14 protein-coding genes and 2 pseudogenes are annotated in these 18,665 nt (G+C 71.7%); 7 read left to right on the forward strand and 9 right to left on the reverse strand.

The annotated features are described in order from the left end of the window. Positions 1 to 29 precede the first annotated feature (29 nt). Positions 30 to 542 carry a nucleoside deaminase gene (locus OG611_RS22670; protein WP_266426111.1) on the forward strand — a complete coding sequence of 171 codons (513 nt, stop codon included), beginning with the start codon at positions 30 to 32 and terminating at the stop codon, positions 540 to 542. A gap of 14 nt (positions 543 to 556) precedes the next feature. Here OG611_RS22670 and OG611_RS22675 read toward each other — a convergent pair whose 3' ends face one another. Further along, entirely contained in the window at positions 557 to 949 is a 393-nt protein-coding gene (locus OG611_RS22675) for a DUF5997 family protein (RefSeq protein ID WP_266423106.1), read from the reverse strand. Between the two features lie 58 nt (positions 950 to 1,007). Here OG611_RS22675 and OG611_RS22680 point away from each other — a divergent pair, with 58 nt between their 5' ends. After that, a complete protein-coding gene (locus OG611_RS22680) occupies positions 1,008 to 1,802 on the forward strand; it encodes a LysR family substrate-binding domain-containing protein (RefSeq protein ID WP_266423109.1) in 795 nt (264 codons plus the stop codon). Between the two features lie 39 nt (positions 1,803 to 1,841). On the opposite strand, the gene OG611_RS22685 is transcribed toward OG611_RS22680, so the two are convergent. After that, positions 1,842 to 3,170 carry a geranylgeranyl reductase family protein gene (locus OG611_RS22685; protein WP_266423111.1) on the reverse strand — a complete coding sequence of 443 codons (1,329 nt, stop codon included), beginning with the start codon at positions 3,168 to 3,170 and terminating at the stop codon, positions 1,842 to 1,844. Positions 3,171 to 3,305: 135 nt separating this feature from the next. Between OG611_RS22685 and OG611_RS22690 the strand changes: the two are divergent. From OG611_RS22690 to OG611_RS22700, 3 genes and pseudogenes are all read left to right on the forward strand, one after another. Continuing rightward, positions 3,306 to 3,857, forward strand: a pseudogene (locus tag OG611_RS22690) (amino acid permease); the annotation flags it as partial. Between the two features lie 181 nt (positions 3,858 to 4,038). Further along, a complete protein-coding gene (locus OG611_RS22695) occupies positions 4,039 to 4,476 on the forward strand; it encodes a hypothetical protein (RefSeq protein ID WP_266423114.1) in 438 nt (145 codons plus the stop codon). A gap of 69 nt (positions 4,477 to 4,545) precedes the next feature. Next, positions 4,546 to 5,900: pseudogene (locus OG611_RS22700) on the forward strand (dipeptidase). Positions 5,901 to 5,925: 25 nt separating this feature from the next. Here OG611_RS22700 and OG611_RS22705 read toward each other — a convergent pair. The 4 genes from OG611_RS22705 to OG611_RS22720 form a co-directional block, all read right to left on the reverse strand. After that, a complete protein-coding gene (locus OG611_RS22705) occupies positions 5,926 to 6,561 on the reverse strand; it encodes a response regulator transcription factor (RefSeq protein ID WP_266426113.1) in 636 nt (211 codons plus the stop codon). Beyond that, positions 6,561 to 7,778 (reverse strand): sensor histidine kinase, encoded by a 1,218-nt coding sequence (locus tag OG611_RS22710; protein ID WP_266423117.1) that lies wholly within the window; start codon positions 7,776 to 7,778, stop codon positions 6,561 to 6,563. The genes OG611_RS22705 and OG611_RS22710 overlap by 1 nt, the downstream gene beginning before the upstream one ends. A 254-nt stretch (positions 7,779 to 8,032) precedes the next feature. After that, on the reverse strand, positions 8,033 to 8,695 hold the full coding sequence (locus OG611_RS22715) for a DedA family protein (protein ID WP_266423120.1): 663 nt from the start codon (positions 8,693 to 8,695) through the stop codon (positions 8,033 to 8,035). Between the two features lie 190 nt (positions 8,696 to 8,885). Further along, a complete protein-coding gene (locus tag OG611_RS22720; protein ID WP_266423123.1) occupies positions 8,886 to 9,848 on the reverse strand; it encodes a DUF3048 domain-containing protein in 963 nt (320 codons plus the stop codon). Between the two features lie 558 nt (positions 9,849 to 10,406). Between OG611_RS22720 and OG611_RS22725 the strand changes: the two genes are divergently transcribed. After that, a complete protein-coding gene (locus tag OG611_RS22725; RefSeq protein ID WP_266423126.1) occupies positions 10,407 to 11,852 on the forward strand; it encodes a helix-turn-helix transcriptional regulator in 1,446 nt (481 codons plus the stop codon). A gap of 60 nt (positions 11,853 to 11,912) precedes the next feature. On the opposite strand, the gene OG611_RS22730 is transcribed toward OG611_RS22725, so the two are convergent. Beyond that, positions 11,913 to 15,395, reverse strand: coding sequence for a M28 family peptidase (locus OG611_RS22730; RefSeq protein WP_266426116.1), 3,483 nt, complete (start codon positions 15,393 to 15,395; stop codon positions 11,913 to 11,915). Between the two features lie 243 nt (positions 15,396 to 15,638). Next, positions 15,639 to 16,136 (reverse strand): hypothetical protein, encoded by a 498-nt coding sequence (locus tag OG611_RS22735; RefSeq protein ID WP_266423130.1) that lies wholly within the window; start codon positions 16,134 to 16,136, stop codon positions 15,639 to 15,641. A 352-nt stretch (positions 16,137 to 16,488) separates the two neighbouring features. Here OG611_RS22735 and OG611_RS22740 point away from each other — a divergent pair, with 352 nt between their 5' ends. Continuing rightward, positions 16,489 to 17,415 (forward strand): aldo/keto reductase, encoded by a 927-nt coding sequence (locus OG611_RS22740; protein WP_266423133.1) that lies wholly within the window; start codon positions 16,489 to 16,491, stop codon positions 17,413 to 17,415. Between the two features lie 5 nt (positions 17,416 to 17,420). Here OG611_RS22740 and OG611_RS22745 read toward each other — a convergent pair whose 3' ends face one another. Next, on the reverse strand, positions 17,421 to 18,647 hold the full coding sequence (locus OG611_RS22745; RefSeq protein ID WP_266426119.1) for a serine/threonine-protein kinase: 1,227 nt from the start codon (positions 18,645 to 18,647) through the stop codon (positions 17,421 to 17,423). Between the last annotated feature and the right edge of the window lie 18 nt (positions 18,648 to 18,665).

The following is an 18,665-nucleotide window of genomic DNA, read 5'->3' on the forward strand; positions in this document are numbered from 1 at the left end:
AGCCTGGCGATATGGGCACAGAGAGTGATATGAGTGCGGTGAACGAGCCGCAGACGGTCACGGAGGAGGACCGGGCGTACCTCCGTCGTTGCGTCGACCTGGCGCGCGAGGCGCTCACGGCCGGTGACGAGCCGTTCGGCTCGCTCCTCGTGGACGAACGCGGCACGGTCAGGTTCCACGACCGCAACAGGGTCAAGGACGGCGACGCGACCCGCCATCCGGAGTTCGAGATCGCACGCTGGGCTGCCGAGAACCTGTCCCCGCAGGAGCGGCGGACGAGTGTCGTCTACACATCGGGCGAGCACTGCCCGATGTGCAGTGCGGCCCACGCCTGGGTCGGCCTGGGCCGCATCGTGTACGCGTCGAGCGCCGAGCAACTGGTGGCGTGGCACCGGAGTTGGGGCTTCGACGCGGGGCCGGTCGCGGCCCTCCCCATCCGTGCCGTCGCTCCGGGCATTCCGGTGTCAGGCCCCGACCCGTCGCTCGCCGACGAGGTCCGCGCCCTGCATGCCCGGATGCTGGGCGTGGCCGCCGACGGTTAGGCCTTTCGTCCGGATCAGGCCTGCTGGTCGTCGCGGGCGGCGTTCTTCTCCTTGATGCGCACCGTTTCCTTCCGGACCTCCGCCTGGGTGGCGCGTTCCTGCTGGAGCCAGTCGGGGGCTTCCTGCTTCAGCGCGTCGATCTGCTCCGTCGTGAGGGCTTCAGTGATTCCGCCACGGGCGAGGCCCGAGATCGAGACACCCAGCTTCGCGGCGACCACCGGCCGGGGGTGCGGGCCGTTGCGTCGCAGTTCCTGCAGCCACTTGGGCGGATCGGCCTGCAGTGCGTTGAGCTCGGTGCGCGAGACGACACCCTCCTGGAACTCGGCGGGGGTGGCCTCGAGGTACACACCCAGCTTCTTTGCCGCGGTTGCGGGCTTCATCGTCTGGGCGGTCTTGTGCGACGTCATGAGGACAAGGGTATCGAGCATGTGCGCCACCTCTGACCAGGGCCGGTAACCTGGCGGAGTGACAAGCTCGGAAGAAACCCCTTCGTTCCGGCTCGCGTACGTCCCGGGGGTGACACCCGGAAAGTGGGTGCGGATCTGGAACGAGCGGCTGCCCGACGTCCCGCTGACCCTCGTGGGGGTGTCGGCCGCCGAGGCGCCCGACGTGCTGCGGGGCCGTGACGCCGACGCCGGTCTGGTGCGCCTGCCGATCGACCGGACGGCTCTCAGCGCCATCCCCCTCTACGCCGAGACGACCGTGGTCGTGGTCCCGAAGGACCACATCATGGCGACGGTCGACGAGGTCTCCGCCGCGGACCTGGCCGATGACATCGTGCTGCACCCCCTCGACGACACCCTCGACTGGGAGCAGCGCCCGGGGCGGCCCGCCATCGAGCGCCCCGCCACCACCGCGGACGCCGTCGAGCTGGTGGCGGCGGGGGTGGGGCTGCTCGTCGTACCGCAGTCGCTCGCCCGCCTCCACCACCGCAAGGACCTCACGTACCGGCCGGTTTCGGACGCCCCCGAATCGCGCGTCGCGCTGTCCTGGCTGGAGGACGAGACCACCGATCTGGTGGAGGAGTTCATCGGGATCGTCCGAGGGAGGACCGTCAACAGCACAAGGGGTCGAGCGAGGCCCCAGGCGCAGCCGAAGGGCAAGCGCGCCGACTCGGACGGTGCGCGGCGCAAGCCCGCAGCGGGCAGGGCGACCGGCGGATCAACCGGCAAGTCGGCCGGCAGGTCGGGCGGGAAGAACCCGCGGAGCGGCTCCGGCCCCAAGGCCGCCAAACGCGGCAAACCCCGCCGCCGGTCGTAGGGCGTATCCGCGAAGGGCCTCGCCCGGCCCGGACCCGTCTCAGCGCCTGCGCCGCACCTTCGGTTCCGGTACGAGACGCACGACGCCGTTGAGCAGATGGTCGACCAGGTCGTGCGAGGGCTTGTCCGTGAGGTTGGTGAGAAGCCGGGCCAGGGTGTTGAGCAGGAACGGCGACCCCATGACGTAACGGTTGAGGACCGGCTGGAAACCGGAACGGCTGAAGACCAGATCGGCGGCCGTGTTGCCGAGGCGGTAGTAGCGCCCCCAGCGGCGGTTCATCTCGACGGGGTAGCCGTGCAGCACCTGCTCGCGCCGGGGGCCCCGGGGAAGGGCGAGGGCCAGCGTGGCGGTCTCGGCGGCGACCTCGCCGGCCTCCATGGCCTGGCCGATCCCCTCGCCGTTCCAGGGACTGATCATGCCCCCGGAGTCGCCGACGAGCAGGAGTCCGCGGGTGTAGAGGGGATGACGGTTGAAGCCCAGCGGAAGGGCCGCGCTGCGGACCGGGCCCTCCGCGTTCTCCTCGCGCAGTCCCCAGGCCTCCGGCGTACGGGCCAGCCACTCGTCCAGGGTGGCGCGCAGGTCCGCCTTTCCGTGCCGTCGGTGCGGCAGCGCACCGAGCCCGACGTTGACGCGGCCGTCGCCCATGGGGAAGATCCAGCCGTATCCGGGCAGGTAGTGATCGCTCCCGGGGAACCGGAGGTCGGCCCACAGCTCCAGATACTCCTCCGCGGAGCGCTCGGGGCTGCGGTAGTAGCGGCGGGCGGCCGTCGCGATCTGCCTGTTCCTGTCCCGCTGCAGACCCATGGCGAGAGCGAGGCGGGCGGAGGCGCCGTCGGCGGCGATCACGATCGGTGCGTGGAAGGTCAGGGGCTCCTTCTCCGTGGTCGTGGCGGTGACACCGGTGATGCGGCCGGGCCGGTCGGTCAGCGGCTCGGTCACCTTCACACCGCTGCGCAGCCGAGCTCCGGCGGCGACGGCGTGCCGGGCGAGGATGTCGTCGAAATCGTGCCGGCTGCGCGAGAGGCCGAAGTCCGGGTAACGGCCGAGCGCGGGCCAGTCGATGTGCACCTGGTGGTCCCCGGCCACCCACCGCATACCGCGTGAGCGCGTCCATCCCGGAGCCTTGATGTCGACGCCCATCCTGATGAGTTGGTGCACCGCACGCGGAGTCAGGCCGTCCCCGCACACCTTCTCCCGGGGGAAGTGGGACTTCTCCAGCAGCAGGACATCGACACCCGCCCTGGCGAGGTGGAAGGCCGCGGCCGATCCCGCGGGCCCCGCCCCCACCACGATCACCTGGGCCTCCTGGTCCGGGCCGTGGTCGGACCGGGCGTCCGACGGAGACCGGTCTGGCGTCGTTTCCCGCATCGGGAACCCCTTCCTGGAGCCGGTGCCGTACCGGGGACGGCAGCCATCCGCATCATCATCGATCAAGGACGGCCGGTGCGGAACCCGGTCCGGAAATCCGGCACCTTCCTGTACCCGAGGTCGATGTTCCTCGCCATGGGACTGGTGCTGCTGATCTTCATCCTTCCGGCGCTGGCCATCAGCTGGGTCGTCCCGGCCGAGCAACTGAGCCTCACCGCCGGTGTGATGCAGGCGTTCGACGCGTTCTTCTCGCACTTCCACGTCGGCTGGCTCACCCCGGTCGTGGCCGTCGCCCTCGTCGCGGCGGCGCTCGGCGGCATGCTGACCTGGCTGGCGGGGCCGTCCAAGGGCCTCCTGCTGATCTCCCGGGAGGAGGGCTATCTGCCACCGTTCCTCCAGAAGCTCAACAAGAACGGCATCCAGCAGAACATCCTCGTCACCCAGGGCGTCGTGACCACCGCCATCGCCCTCATGTACGCGCTGATCCCCAATGTCTCCAGTGCCTACTGGATCTTCTCCGTGATCACCACACAGGTGTATCTCATCGTCTACCTGCTGATGTTCGCCGCCGCGATCCGGCTCCGCAGGACCCAGCCCGACCACCCGCTCGGCTACCGCGCCCCCGCCCTCGTACCCCTGTGCGTCCTCGGCCTGCTCGCCTCGCTCGCCGCCCTGGCCATCGGCTTCGTACCGTCCTCGCAGTTCGGCGGCGGCAGCGTCTGGACGTACATCGCGCTGGTCGGCGGCGGGCTCGTCGTGCTCGGCCTGCTCCTGCCGTACCTCTTCCTCAGGCTCCGGAAGCCCAGCTGGCGCACTCCCGCCGCGGGCCCCCGGCCGGTCCGGAAGGCGCGACGGCGGACGGTGGCGCATGAGCCCGACGCGCATGGCCTCCGAGCACCGCTGGATCTACCTCGGCGCGATCGTGCTCCTGGTCGCCCTCGTCGTCATCGGCATCGTCCAGTACACGAGCGTCAGGGCCACCAACGAGTCCCGCAAGAAGGCCGACGTGCTCAGCGACCAGTTGGTGGAGGCCGGATATCCGGCACCCGACCCCGGCGCCGTCCAGAGGCTGCTGGGCACGGACGGCGGCATCGTGTGCGAGTCCCCCGACGACGCGCTCAGGACCGCCCTGTGGAAGATCCAGCTGTCCAACGGCTCGGACGGGCCCGGACAGCGGCCCGTCATCGCCGACACCAGGGCGGTCGGAGCCGAACGGATCGTCCTCCAGGTCTACTGCCCGGACCAGGTCGAAGCGTTCGACCGGACCGTGGACGAGCTCAGGACCGACAGCACGGTCCGGCGCTGAACCCGTACGCCCCGAAGGACCACGAGAACCGGACCACCCGAGTCCGGACCCGACGACCGGGAGACAACGATGAGCGAGCACGAACTGGCCGACCGGATCGCCGCCCTGATGCCGCGCGCCAAGGCGGATCTCACCGAGCTGGTCTCGATTCCGTCCATCGCCGACCCCCGCCAGTACCCGCCCGAGGAATGCCGGAGAGCGGCCCAGTGGGTCGCCGACGCCTTCACCGGGGCGGGCCTGCACGATGTGCATCTCGCCGAGACGCCCGACGGCAGCGCCGCGGTGCTCGGCCACCGCCCGCCACCGCCCGGAGCACCGACCGTGCTGCTCTACTGTCACTACGACGTCCAGCCGCCGCTCGACGACGCCGCCTGGACCTCGCCCCCTTCACGCTCACCGAGCGCGACGGCCGCTGGTACGGACGCGGCACCGCGGACTGCAAGGGCAACATCGTCATGCACCTCACCGCTCTGCGGGCCCTCGGGGACGACCTGCCCGTCGGGCTCCGGTTCGTCGCCGAGGGCTCGGAGGAACAGGGCACCGGCGGCATGGAGGCGTACGTCGAGCAGCACCGTGAGGAGTTCCTGGCCGACGCCCTGCTGATCTGCGACACGGGCAACGCCGCCGTGGGGCAGCCGACCGTGACCACCTCCCTGCGGGGCCTCGCCAGTCTCGTGGTGACCGTGTCCACGCTCCGGGGAGAAGTGCACTCCGGGATGTTCGGCGGGCCGGCCCCGGACGCCCTCGCCGCCCTCGTCCAGCTCCTGTCCACCCTGCGCGGCCAGGACGGCGGAACACGCATCGACGGCCTCGACGCCTCCGGGGCCTGGTCCGGGGCGCCGTACGACGAGGAGCAGTTCCGGCGCGACGCCGATGTGCTGGACGGGGTGTCGCTCACCGGTTCCGGTACGGTCTCCGACCGGCTCTGGGCCCGCCCCGCCGTCACCGTCCTGGGCATCGACTGCCCGCCGGTCGTCGGCTCCTCCGCCGCCCTCCAGGGCACCGCACGGGCCCGGGTGAGCCTGCGCGTACCCCCGGGAACGGACGCGGACGCCGCTCTGCTGGCACTGACCGCCCATCTGGAGAAGGCCGCCCCCTGGGGCGCGCACGTCTCGGTCGAACCGGAAGGGACCGGGGCGCCGTTCCGGGCCGCCACCGACGGACCGGCCTACGCGACCTTGGGCCGGGCCATGGCGGACGTCTACGGCAAGCCGATGGCCGCCCTCGGCCAGGGCGGCTCCATCCCGCTGTGCAACGTCCTCACCGGCGCGTACCCCCGCGCCGAGATCATCCTGATGGGCGTGGAGGAACCGCAGTGCCTCATCCACGCCCCCAACGAGAGCGTCGACCCCACCGAGATCCAGCACATGGCCCATGTCGAGGCCCTCTTCCTGAGCCGGTACGCCGCCGCCCGGCGGGGCTGAGCGCGCCGGGACCGGGAGAACCCGGTCACGACTCCAGATAGCGCAGGACCGCCAGCACTCGTCGGCTGTAGCCGGTGGCGCGCGGCAGATCGAGCTTCTCGAAGACCGCGTTGAGGTTCTTCTCGACCGAGCTGAGCGAGATGTGCAGCTGCTGTGCGATGGCCGCGTTGCTGCGGCCCTGCGCCAGCTCCTGCAGGACGCTGTGCTCCCGGGGAGTCAGCCGGGCCAACGGGTCGACGTGCGTGGTGCGGACCACCAACTGCCGTACGACCTCCGCGTCGATGGACGCGCCGCCCGCGTGGATCCGCTCCAGCGATTCCAGGAACTCGTCGACCTGCGCGACCCGGTCCTTGAGCAGATAGCCGACCCGCTCGGCGTTCTGGGACAGCAGCCGGACCGCGTAGTTGCGTTCCACGTGCTGGGAGAGCACCAGCACACCGACCAGGGGCCAGCGCTCGCGGATCTCCAGCGCGGCCCGCAGCCCCTCGTCGGTGTGGGTGGGAGGCATCCGGATGTCGACGACGACGAGGTCCGGCGGGTCGGCCTCGACCGCCCGGACGAGGGAGGTGCCGTCACCCACCGAGGCGAGGACCTCGTGCCCCTCCTCCGCGAGCAGCAGGGCGAGGCCCTCTCTGAGCAGGGTCGAGTCCTCGGCGAGCATTACGCGCACGGCAACTCCGCGGTGATCGTGGTGGGGCCCCCGCAGGGGCTGTCGATGTACAGCCGGCCGTCCAGCGCCTCCACCCGGCCGCGCAGCCCGGACAGTCCGCCGCCCAGCGGATCCGCGCCCCCGGTGCCGTTGTCCTGGACGGACACGGACACCCGGTTCCCGTCGCCCCTGACGCTCACCCGGATACGGGTCGCCCGGGAGTGCTTGGCCGCGTTGGTCACGGCCTCGCAGACCACGAAGTAGGCGGCGGTCTCCACCGGCCGGGGCAGGGGCAGCGGCAGCGCGAACTCCATGTGCAGCGGAATGCCGCAGCGTTGGGCCACTCCGCCGAGAGCCTCTTCGAGTCCCAGGTCGTCGAGCGGCGACGGGTAGACGCGCCAGGCCACCTCGCGCAGTTCGGTGAGAACTTCCTGGGAGGCCTGGTGGGCCTGCCGAAGCAGTAACTCGGCCTGCTCGGGCGTCCGGTTGCGGCGGGCCCGGCCCAGCAGCATGGCCAGTGCCACGAGCCGCTGCTGCACGCCGTCGTGCAGATCGCGTTCGATGCGCCTGCGTTCCGCGTCGACCGCCCGGAGCACCGAGGCCCGGCTGGCGGCGAGTTCGGCGATGCGCCGCTCCAGCAACTCCCGTTCGGATGGCCCGAAATGATCGCGTGCCAACCGGGTGTCGAGTGCGTTCAGCGAGAAGAGACCCTGGAGGTCGAGGAAGAGGAGGACACCGCCGAGTGCCGCCTGGGGCAGCAGGCCCTGCCAGTCGGTGGGGTCGCGGGCCACCCCCGCGGCGAGCAGTCCGGCCAGTACGGCCCCGTACCCCAGCAGCGCGAGCACCCCGGCGTACAGTGCCCCGGCGCCGGTGCGGGCGGCCAGATAGCGAAGGACATCCTGGTCGGACGCGCGGTGGGCGGGGAACACGTCGCCGAAGAAGACACTGCGGCGGAGCCGTTCCAGGCCGGTGAGCCCCCGCGCCCCGGCGCTCAGCAGGGCCAGAGCGCGCAGCCGGGTACGGGGACACAGGACGAACGGCAGCGACAGGCCGCCCGGTACGGCGAAGTACAGCAGTCCGGTCAGGGCGGTGCAGCAGCCGAGCAGTGCGCCCGCGGCTCTGCGGAGCCAGGGACGAGGGTGCGCCACAGGGGCGCCCGTCCCGTCGCGCCGCTGGTCGGGCAGCCCTGGAGGATGGCCGGTCGTACCGTCCGCGGAGTCCCCCTGCACGGTTGCCGACCCCCGGGTCTCTCGTTCGGGCCATGCCGGGCTCGCGTGCCCCGGCACCGCGCCTCGCCGCGTTGTCGTCGGTCGCCATGGCTCCGCCATGACGCCCTCCTCCGCCTTGCGATCCACAGCACCGGACCTCGCTCCCTGATCCGGCCTGATCCGAACGAGAGACCCTAGCCGCGCGGCATGCTCCCGGCAAGATCCTTCCGGCCGGGCAGGGGCGACCACGGGCGTGCGGGGCTTCGGCGTCGGGCTCACGGGACCCGGCGGTGTTGTGCCCGGCCACGGGGCCGCAGGCGCATGGCCACGTACCCGGCGAGGGCGACCAGGACCAGGACGAGAACGGCCTTGGACAGGACCCCGACGTAGGTCTCCACCAGATCCCACCGGTCGCCGAGCCAGTAACCGGCCATCACGAGCACCGAGTTCCACAGCAGGCTGCCCAGGGCGGTCAGCGTCACGAAGACCGGCAGCGACATGCGTTCCACTCCGGCCGGCACGGAGATGAGACTGCGGAAGATCGGCACCATGCGGCCGAGGAGCACGGCCTTGGTGCCGTGCCGGGCGAACCACCGTTCCGTACGTTCCAGATCGGAACCCTTCACCAGCGGAAGCCTCGCCCAGATCGCATGCATGCGGTCGCGGCCGAAGAGCATTCCGATCCAGTACAGAACCACCGCGCCGACCACCGAACCCAGAGTGGTCCAGAAGAGCGCGGAGGCCAGCCCGATGACACCCTGCCCCGCCGCGAACCCGGTCAGCGGGAGAATGACCTCGCTGGGCAGCGGCGGAAAGAGGTTCTCCAGGGCGATGGCGAGGCCGGCTCCCGGACCTCCCATGGTGTCGACGAGGCCGGCCGCCCAGCCCGCCACACCGCCCGCGGGTTCCTGGGGGAGACCCAGAATGACGAAATCCATGAACTGACTCCTGGCCGTTGTGGTGAGGCGCGAGAAGTCCGCCGCGCCTCACCGGCAACGCTAGGAATCGACGACCGGCGCCGGTAGGGGGGTTGCCGTCGAACCGGCTACGGTTCTCCGCACCAGCCACCCTGCGGTTTTCCGTAATCCGGGTGCCGCACCGACGAGATGGCCGGGTCCGCCGGTCGTCTCACTTCTGCGCGAGGACGAACCAGATCTGGCCCGGGGCGAAGGTCATCGGCTTGCCGTCCCGGGTGGTGAAGGAGGTCGTGGAGTCGACCGCGGGCCGTGACCAACGGACGTCGTACTCCTTGCCGTCGCGCAGCACCAGGGCGGAGCCGGAGCCCACGGTCTCGGTGTACGGGGACGTGCTGCCCCACCGGTCCCGGAACAGCGAGGGGCGCACGGTGACGTACTGCACCACCACATCGGCCGCGCCGAGCCGGGCGCTTTCGGCCGTACGGGCCGGTGTGCCGTCCATGGACACGAGCCACCGGTCCCGCTCGGCCGACCAGGTGAACGCGAAGCTCGCCGCCGGATAGCGGACGGTGCGACCGGCGACGCTCCTGCCGCCCGGCACGGCGGCGGCGAAACGCAGCCCGATGTCCGAGGCCGCGTTCGCGCCGGTGGTGGCGTGCGGTGTCCTGCCGGTGCGCAGATAGAGGTTGTGCGGTGCCGGGCGGCCGGTGTCGCGGAAGTAGGCGTTCGGATCCTTCTCGGGGGACACCGGGTCCAACGGGGCCGCCGCGATGGCCGGGAGGAGCTTGGACTGGGCCCCGGAGAAGGCGAGCGTCGGCCGGTCGAACTGGCGGAGCAGCTCCAGGTCCGACTCCCGGGCGCTGCGCACCGGGCCGACCACGGCCGGCAGCCTGGACGAATAGGCGGCCAGTATGCGGCTGAGACCGGCCTCGACCTGCTCCACGTAGATGATGTCCGCCTCGTCGAGCCCGGTCTGCGGGCGGGCGGGGCCGACGTTGTCGATCTTCACGGCGAGCACGTGGGCGCGCGATCCGGCGGACGTGGGCGTGACGGGGCCGTTCGGCGAGGAGGCCGTTCCCCCACCGCCGCCCCGGCAGCCGGCCGGCGTGGCGACGAGCAGCGCCAGCGCGACCGCTGACACCGCGGCCGGTCTCTTCGTCCGGGATGCGTGCATGGCGGCCGTCCCTTCCGCATCGGCCGACGCGATGCCTCCGGCTACTGCCGCTCGCCGCGACGGCTCCCCGCCCATCATCACGCAGAAGGAGATTTCGCGGGTTCCCACGGACAGGGCGCGGCGCGGTCCCGCCCCGGACGGTGACGCGCCGGGGCCCCGCGCTCAGTACGGCAGCGGGCGGCCGGACGGGGTCCTCAGATCGAGGGGCGGCGGCCGGGACGGCAGCTGCGGTCGTCGGACGATCCTGATGCGGCCCACTGCCACCACCCCCTGTCGGTCACCCGTCATATGCCCGGCGGGCGACCCGTTCATGCGGCTCCTCCGCGAATCGTCCGGGCCACCGGGCGTAATCGGCCACTGCGCCCCATCCCGCAGGCGACCCACGGGATATGACGGATCGTCGGATCGGGCGGTGCCACCGCGTAACGGGAGGGAACGGGAAGGCGCCATCTTCCCGGCACACAGGGGACAGCGCGCACACGCGCTCGCTATCCTCCCGGCTATGAGCCATGAGCGTGGCACGGGTGGGGCATCCGGCGGGGTTCCGCGGAGTTCCGGGTGACCGAGGGCATGGGCCCCGCGCCGGATGCCCGCACCGCAGAGGCGTGGCGTGCCTTCGGCACCTGTTTGCGTCAGTGGCGCAGGCGCGCCGGGCTCACCCAGGCCCAGGTGGGTGCCCGCGTCGGATACGACCACACCGCGATCAGCAAACTGGAGCACGGCACCCGCCGGACACCGCTGCCGCTGGCCCGCAGGCTGGACGAGCTGATGTCGGCGGGCGGCGCGCTCCTCGCCGCCTGCGAGGCGGCGGAGGCCGCGGGCGCGGGCGGCACCGGCGAGGAGGGTGCGGGTGCGCGCCCCGCACCGGCCCCCGCACGGCAGGGCCCCCTGCCCGGGGAGCCCGCGGGAGGCACCCTGCTCGCGATGCTGCCGCCGGACACCGTCCTGCCCAGCCGCCTGCCCAGCTACGGGCTGATGTGTCCGGTGCACGGCCGTGACGGCTGCACCGTCCCCGTACTCGCCGATGTCGTCGCCCTGCACTCGGCCTTCTGCTCGCTCGGCCCGGCCACCGTGGCGTGCCCGGCGCTGGACATCGACACGGTGCATGCCCTGACGGCGCTGCTCGCCGTCTGCCTGCGGGCCGACGAGGAGCGCGCCTGGCCCGGAGCGACCGTCGTGGTCGAGCGCACCCTGCACGCGATGCTCCGCTGGATGGCCCTGCCCGCGGCCCCGTACCAACGCCAACTCGCGCCGCTGGCGGCCGAGTACGCGCAGTCCGCCGGCTGCCTGCGACTGCTGTGGGGCCGCAACGCGACGGCGATGGCCTGGCTCGACCGGTCGCTGATCTGGGCCGGACTGGCCGGTCATGTCGGAACGGAGGTGGCCGCGCTCAGCGACATGAGCACGCTGGCGCGGCTGGAGGGCGACGGCCCGTCCGCCCTCGCCTACGGAGGCGCGATCCGGCAGGCCGCCGCCGGCCGGCACTGGGCGGGTGCGATGAGCGATCTGTACCTGGCGCGCGGACACGCGGTACGGGGCGACGCGCGGCAGACCCTGGGCCACATCGACCGTGCCTGGTCGCAGCTGGACCGGGTCGGCGAGCAGGACGAGACGGAGGCGCCCTGGCTGTCCGTCGCCTCCGTGCGCCTGCGGGTGGAGTCGGGTGCCGCCGGGGCGCTGCGCGACCTCGCCGCGGCGACCGGGGACCGGCGACTGGCGCTGCGCGCGGTCGGGGCGGCCCGCACCGCGCTGGGTCTGCTCCCGCCCGGGATGCATTCGGCGCGGATGCTGTTCCTGGTACGGATGGCGGACGCCCATGCCTGCGCCCAGGACCCGCAGGCGGCGATCGCCATCGCGGGACCGGTCCTGGACACCACCGAGGTCACCGCGTCCACGCTGCTCGGCCAGGAACTGCGCGGCCTGCACAGCCGGTTGGCGGCCCGGCACGACAACCTGCCGGAGACCGACGACTTCACCCGCCGGCTGGCGGCCGTGGTCCGCTGAGACACCGGAGGCGGGACGTGTGTGCACACGCCCCGCCCCGGAGGGCACACCGACGGAGGATCAGCCGGCGTTCAGCGTCACGTCGTCCACGACGAAGCTGGTCTGCAGATAGGCGTCCTCACTGCTGGTGAATCCGAGGGTGACCGTCTGGCCGGCGAAGGCGCCGACGTCGAAGGTCTTCTGGGCGTAGGAACCGGCGGCGTCCGCGTTGGAGTACGTCGCGAGCGTCTTGGTGCCCAGCTTCACGGTGAATGTGTCGTACGCGGTCGGGTCGCCCGCCGACTCGTCCGTGTCGGTGCGCAGATAGAACGACAGCTTGTACGTCGAGCAGCCCGCCGGAATCGTCAGGGACTGCGAGGCCGTGTCCGAGTGCGTGGATCCCCAGCCCCCGAACCAGGCCGTGTACGCGCCCGTGTGGGCCGGCTTCTCCGACGTCCGGTTGTTGATCACGCCGTCCGTCTGGGTCCACGGTGCGACACCGTTCTCGAAGCCGCCGTTGACGACGACCTGCCGGGCCTGGCAGGTGCTGCCGCCACCGACGACGAGCGAGTACGTGGTGGTGTGGGTGGCCGTGCCGGTCCCGGTCACCGTGATGGTGTACGTGCCCGCCGCGGCCTGGGCCCCGGCGGAGACGGTCATCGTCGAGGAGGAGCCCGACTGCACGGACGCCGGGGCGAACGAGACGGTGACCCCGCTCGGCGCGCCGGAGGCCGTCAGCTTCACGGTCTGCGCGGAGCCGCCGGTGGTCGCGGTGGACACGCTCGCGGTGACCGAGCCGCCCGGCTGGACGTTGCCGGTGACCGGCTTCACCGAGAGGGAGAAGTCGTCGGCGGGCGCGGTGGTGCCGACCGAGGTCTTCCACACGGTGTACGCGACGCCGTCGGCGCTGCGGTCGAGCGCGGTCGCGTTGATGTTGGCCGTGGTGTCACAGGACGAGTGGTAGCAGGAGTCGTAGGAACGGCCCGCCGTGCCGCCCCACTTGGCGGCCTGCGCCGAGGTCTTGGTGTCGCTGGCGCCGGTCGCGTAGCCCGAGGTGGGGATGCCGCCCTGCTGGAAGGAGTAGTCGTCCGACCGGCCCTGGCCCTCGACGTTCTCCTCCGGTGCGAGGTTCAGCGAGTCCCAGTACTCCTTCATCGGCGCCGAGGCGGCCGAGTTCACGTTGTTGATGAAGTAGCCGGCGTTGGTCGAGGCCACCATGTCGAAGTTGTAGTACGCCTTGATGGCGCTGCGCTGGGCCGCGCTGAGCTGGCCGACGTAGTGCTCGGAGCCCTGGAGGCCCTGCTCCTCGCCGTTCCACCAGGCGAAGCGGACGTGCTTCGTCATGGTGGGGTTCCGCTGGGCCAGCGCGAGGGCGTTTTCCAGCAGGGTGGCCGAGCCCGAGCCGTTGTCGTTGATGCCGGGGCCGGCCGAGACGCCGTCCAGGTGGGCGCCGAACATGATCGTCTGGTCGGTCGGGCCGCCCGGCCAGTCGGCGATGAGGTTGTTGCCCTGGTAGGTGCAGCTGGTGCAGGTCTGCTCGCTGACGGTGTAGCCGGCGGCCTGCAGCTTGCTCTTCACATAGCCGACGGAGGCCGTGTAACCGGCGCTGCCGGCCCGGCGGTTGCCGCCGTTCTGGGTGGCGATGGTGTTCAGCTGGGTGAGGTGCGCCTGCACGTTGGCGATGCTGATGTCCGGTGCGCCGCCGCCGGGGTTGTCGCCGCCGTTGTCGACGGTCAGGGTGTACTGCGCGGTGTGGCTCTGGGTGCCGTCACCCTTCACCGTGAAGGTGTACGCGCCGGGCGCGGCGTTCGAGGACGCCGACACGGTCATCGTCGAGGAGGCTCCGGCCTGCACCGACGACGGGCTGAAGGTCGCGGTGACACCGCTGGGCAGACCGCTCGCCGTGAGGCCGACCGCCTGCGCGCTCCCGGAGGTGACCGAGGTCCGCACCGTGGCCGTCACCGAACTGCCCGGCTTCACGGAGCCCGACGCCGGGTCCAGGGACATCGTGAAGTCGTTGTTGCCGCTGGGCGTACAGGCGGGGTCGCCGCTCTGCGCGGGAACGCTGATGGCGTCCCAGGCGGCCTTGGTCCGGTCGAAGAGCACACAGCCCGGGTCGAGGTTCTTCGCGGCGGTCAGCGTGGCCGTGCGGTAGCGCTTGTAGGTCATCCCGCTCGTCTTCAGCAGCATGCCGCCGTAGAAGACCTTGCCCGCGCTCTGGATGCCGACACCGGTGACCGAGGAGCTGTTGCAGGTGGGGCTGGACGGCTTGCCGCCGCCGGGGTTCGAGCCCTCGGCCAGCAGATAGAACCAGTGGTTGAGCGGACCGGCCGCGGCGTGCTCCTCGGTGTTGGGTATCGAGGAGCTGTAGCAGTTCGGGTCGCCGATCTGCCCCGGGTTGTACATGATCCGGATCGGCCCGTTGCCGACCAGGTTGATCTTCTCGCCGACGGTGTAGTCGGGGTCGTCGTACGGCGTCGGCTCATTGGTGTACGCCTCGGTCAGGGCGCCCATGATGTCGCCCGTGGCCTCACCGAGACCGGACTCGTTGTTGGCGCCGCCGGGCGTGTACTGGTCGATGCCGTGGCCGAACTCGTGGCCCACCACGTCGATCGCGCCGATCCACTGGTTGGCGTTGTTGTGGCCGATGGAGACCGAGGAGCCGTCCCAGTAGGCGTTGACGTCGTTCAGCCCGACCTCGACCGGCCAGCTGCCGCCGTTGCCGTTGTGTCCGTTGCGGCCGAGCCAGTCCTTGAGCATGTTCCACTCGTGCTGCGCCGCCCACATGACGTCGACGCAGCCGGTCTCCTTGCTGGAGGCGTTGCCGGTGCCCCAGGAGTCACTGGACTTGCTGAAGACACTGCCCGTGCCGTAGTCGGCGCAGCTCAGGCCGGGCCGGTTCGGGTCACGCAGCGAATAGCTGCTGCCGGACGCGGTGGTGTCGATGGCCAGCGGTGACGGGCCGTTCCACTGGCTGTTCCCGGTGCCCGCCTTGACGTCGTCGTAGCTGTCGAGCACCTTGCCGGTGCCCGCGTCGACGAAGACATGCAGCCGGCTGGGGGACTTGGCGGTGCGCCCGGTGAGTACCGTCTCCCAGGCCAGCCGGGAGGACTTGTCCGTGGCACGGACCACGAGCCGGTGCGATTCCACCCGCTGCACCGTGCGGAGCTTCTTGCGGGCGGTGGTCTCGGCCGCCCCGGCGGAAATGGTCGGTGTAGTCGGCACGTTGATCCGACGGGACACCGCGGACTGGGTGCCGCGGACCCGGCCCTCGGAGTCGGCCACCACGACGGCGTCCCCGCCGACGACCGGCAGCCCGCGGTAGGTGCGCTGGTACGCGACGGAGTACAGACCCTTGACCCAAGGGGTCACCATCTGTCTCTCGTACCGCTCTTCGGGCCCCTTCGCCAGGGTGTCGAGACCACTGGCGGCGGCCCGGTCGGCCGCCGACACGGCGGCCGAGAGCGCGCTCGGGGCGGGCGGGGACGGTTCGGCGGATGCAGACTGCCCGCCGGTGACGACCAGCATTCCGGCGAGGACGGCCAGGGTCGTCCCGGCCGTCATCGGTCTGAGTTTCATCGAGGCTCCTTGATTCGGGGGGCCTCGATCACGGGCAGCCGCGTACCATGACGCACTTGCCCCGGCCGTGGCCGGCCGCCCGCGCCCCCCGGTGCCCGTGATCGAGCGACCGAACACTCACACGTCGTCATGGACTCGTCAACGAACTGCGGGGGGTGCCGGGGGACTTGGCAAGTTTGGTCAAGCCGCGGTGGTGGGATCGCACAACGTCGGTGGTGCGCGCGGTGGTCACTCCAGTCCGGAGATCGTGAACACCGTGCGCGCGTGCCTGCGGTCGATGCGGTCGGACAGCTGTCGCAGTGCCGTCACTCCGCATCGCAGCGTCCCGCGTTCCACGCAGCCGCGGGCGTCCTCGTCCAGTCGGTGCCACAGCGCCGGATTCGCGAGGAACACCTCCGGGTCGACCTCGACCCGGCAGTCGTCGGTGTCACGGAGCACCAGGCGCTGGGCCACGCCGTCCGACCAGCGCACCGACACGAGCCGGTCGGTGCGCACGGTCCGCTCGCGCAACAGGCCCCGGCAGGAGAGGCGGCCGACGCCCGCCCGGACCCGCGGTGGCACCAGGACCGCGCACAACAGGGCGGCCAGCCCGGTCCACAACAAGGCGCGCGGCCAGGTGAGACGACCGGCCGCCGCGTCGACGGTCAGCAGCAGCCCGAAGAGCGCCACGGAGCAGTGGATCGCGAAACGAAGGTCGGCGGCCCAGCCGTGGTCATGGGCGGTCATGCCGGAGGGGGGCGGTCGCAAGCCGTGAGGGCCGGGAGCGCTCCGGGTGATGTGGCGTCGCATGGCAGTGACGCTAAGCGCGACCGCCGGTCCCGACGGCGTCCGTTGACGAAGCGCTGACGTCGGGGCGGAGGGTCCTGACGGTTGCTTGACGCATGGGTCGCAGGCCGGGAACGGGGCTGTACGGAACAGGCGCCCGCCATTATCCTGCACACATGACAGAATCTGACGAGGAGACAGTTCTCGCAATCAACGTACCAGTGACGACGATTGATTGCAAGTCTGCCTGGTGGGTGGAGCTCCACCGCCCCGATGCAGCCGACTGCGGGATACGGACGGAAAGGCTCGGATCATGACCACGGAGACCCTTGCGGCAGCAGCGGCGGGCACCTGGCGGCTCGGCGACCTCACGGTCAACCGCATCGGATTCGGCGCCATGCGCCTGACGCAGAGGGGCGCGGCGTTCGACGACGACGCGGCCCCGAGCGACCGCGACCGGGCCATCGCCGTGCTGCGCCGCGCGGTGGAGCTCGGCGTCGACCACATCGACACGGCGGCCTTCTACTTCTCGTCGCTGCGCTCCGCGAACGAGCTGATCAACCGGGCACTGGGGCCCTACCCGGACGACCTGGTCATCACCACCAAGGTCGGGCCGGGCCGTGACCCCTCCGGTGGCTGGCTGCCCTGGGCCCGGCCCGAACAGCTGCGGGGGCAGGTCGAGGAGAATCTCCGTCAGCTCGGCCGTGACCACCTGGACGTGGTGAACCTGCGCACCTACGGGCCCGCCCCGATCGCCGAGCACTTCGGCGTGCTGGCCGAGCTGCGCGGGAAGGGGCTCATCCGCCACCTCGGTCTCTCCAACGTCCGGCCGGCACAGCTGGCCGAGGCGCGGGCGATCGCACCCGTCGTCTGCGTGCAGAACCGGTTCGCGGTCGACTCGTCCCTTCCCGGCTCGTCGGAGCTGCTCCGGATCTGCGGCGAAGAGGGAATCGCCTTCGTGCCCTTCTACTCCATCGCGGGGGAGGGGCGCGAGGCGGGGCCCGTCGGGTCGGAACGACCGGAGATCCTCGCGGTGGCCCGCGCCCACGGGGTCTCGTCCGTTCAGGTCCGGCTGGCGTGGACGCTGCATCAGGGCTCCCATGTGCTGGCCATCCCGGGCACGGGGAATCCGGCCCATCTGGAGGCCAACGTGGCCGCCGGTGCGCTGCGGCTCACGCCGGAGGAACTGACCCTGCTGCAACAGGGCCTGTCCGCCGCCGTAGCCCCGCAGGCGCGGTGACGGAGTCAGTCCTCCTCGTCACCCTCCTCGTCCTGTGCCGGCTGCTCCGGTGCGGACGAGGGGGCGTTCGACTGCGGCCCGGTGGTCGCGGTCGGGCCGGAGTCGGGGGTGCCGGGTGAGCCGGAGTCCGGGGAGAACAGGGTCATCCCCAGGTACACGGCCGCGATGAAGGCGACCGTGCCGGCGATGGCGCTCGCCACTCTGGGCCGGCGCCTGATCGCGTCCCGGGCGCCGGAACCCCGCCGGGCGGGTGCGGCCCGTTCCGCCGGGCGGCGTCTGCGGCCGCCGGACTGCGGCAGCCGATACGTCGCCATGCCGGCGCCCTGCTCGGCGGAGCCGGCCGTCGGGGCGCGGCCGTACGCGGGCGCGGCTGCCGGGGGGCGCGGAATGCCCGTCCCCGCGGGTGCGGAAACGTGCGGAGCGCCGGTCGCCGCGGGCGGGGCCGGGGCGTACATCGGCAGGGGCTCCGGCTGCCCACGCCAGGCATCGCCCTGGAACCACTCGGCGACCTGCTGGGCGCCGGGCCGGTCCTCGGGCTGCTTCGCGAGCAGCCCCAGCAGGTAGGAGTCGAAGGCCGGGGACAGGTCGACGCCCCGCTGCCTGAGCGGTACGGGCGGCGTATCGACATGTTGATAGAGCGTGGCGGTCGCCGTGTCCGAGCGGAACGGCGGATCTCCCAACAGGAGCTGGTAGATCACACAGCCGAGGGAGTACATGTCGGACGCCGCACCGGCCGTACGGCCCAGGGCACGCTCCGGGGCGAGATAGAGACTGGTGCCGACGATCTGTCCCGTCGTGGTCAGCGCGGCGGACGGGTCGTCGACGAACTGGGCGATGCCGAAGTCGCCGATCTTGACGGACCCCTCGGCGTCCAGCATCAGGTTCCCGGGCTTGATGTCACGGTGCACGATGCCCTGGCGATGGGCGGCGGCGAGACCCGCGGCCGCCTGGCCCGCGATCCGGGCGACCTGCTCGGCGCCGAGCCGCTCCTCGGCCGCGAGGAGATCGCCCAGACTCCGGCCCTCGACGAGCTCCATCACGAGGAAGAAGCGGTCCTCCCAGGCCCCGAAGTCGAACACGGCCACCAGATGAGGGTGACTCAGGCGGGCCGCGGTCTGTGCCTCCAGCCGGAACCGGGCGGTGGCCGACTCGTCCGCGTGGCCGCCCAGCAGCAGCTTCACGGCGACCGCTCTGCCGAGCACTTCGTCCGCGGCACGCCACACCTCGCCCATGCCGCCGCGGCCGATGGG

The sequence above is a fragment of the Streptomyces sp. NBC_01363 genome (assembly GCF_026340595.1).
GTDB lineage: Bacteria > Actinomycetota > Actinomycetes > Streptomycetales > Streptomycetaceae > Streptomyces.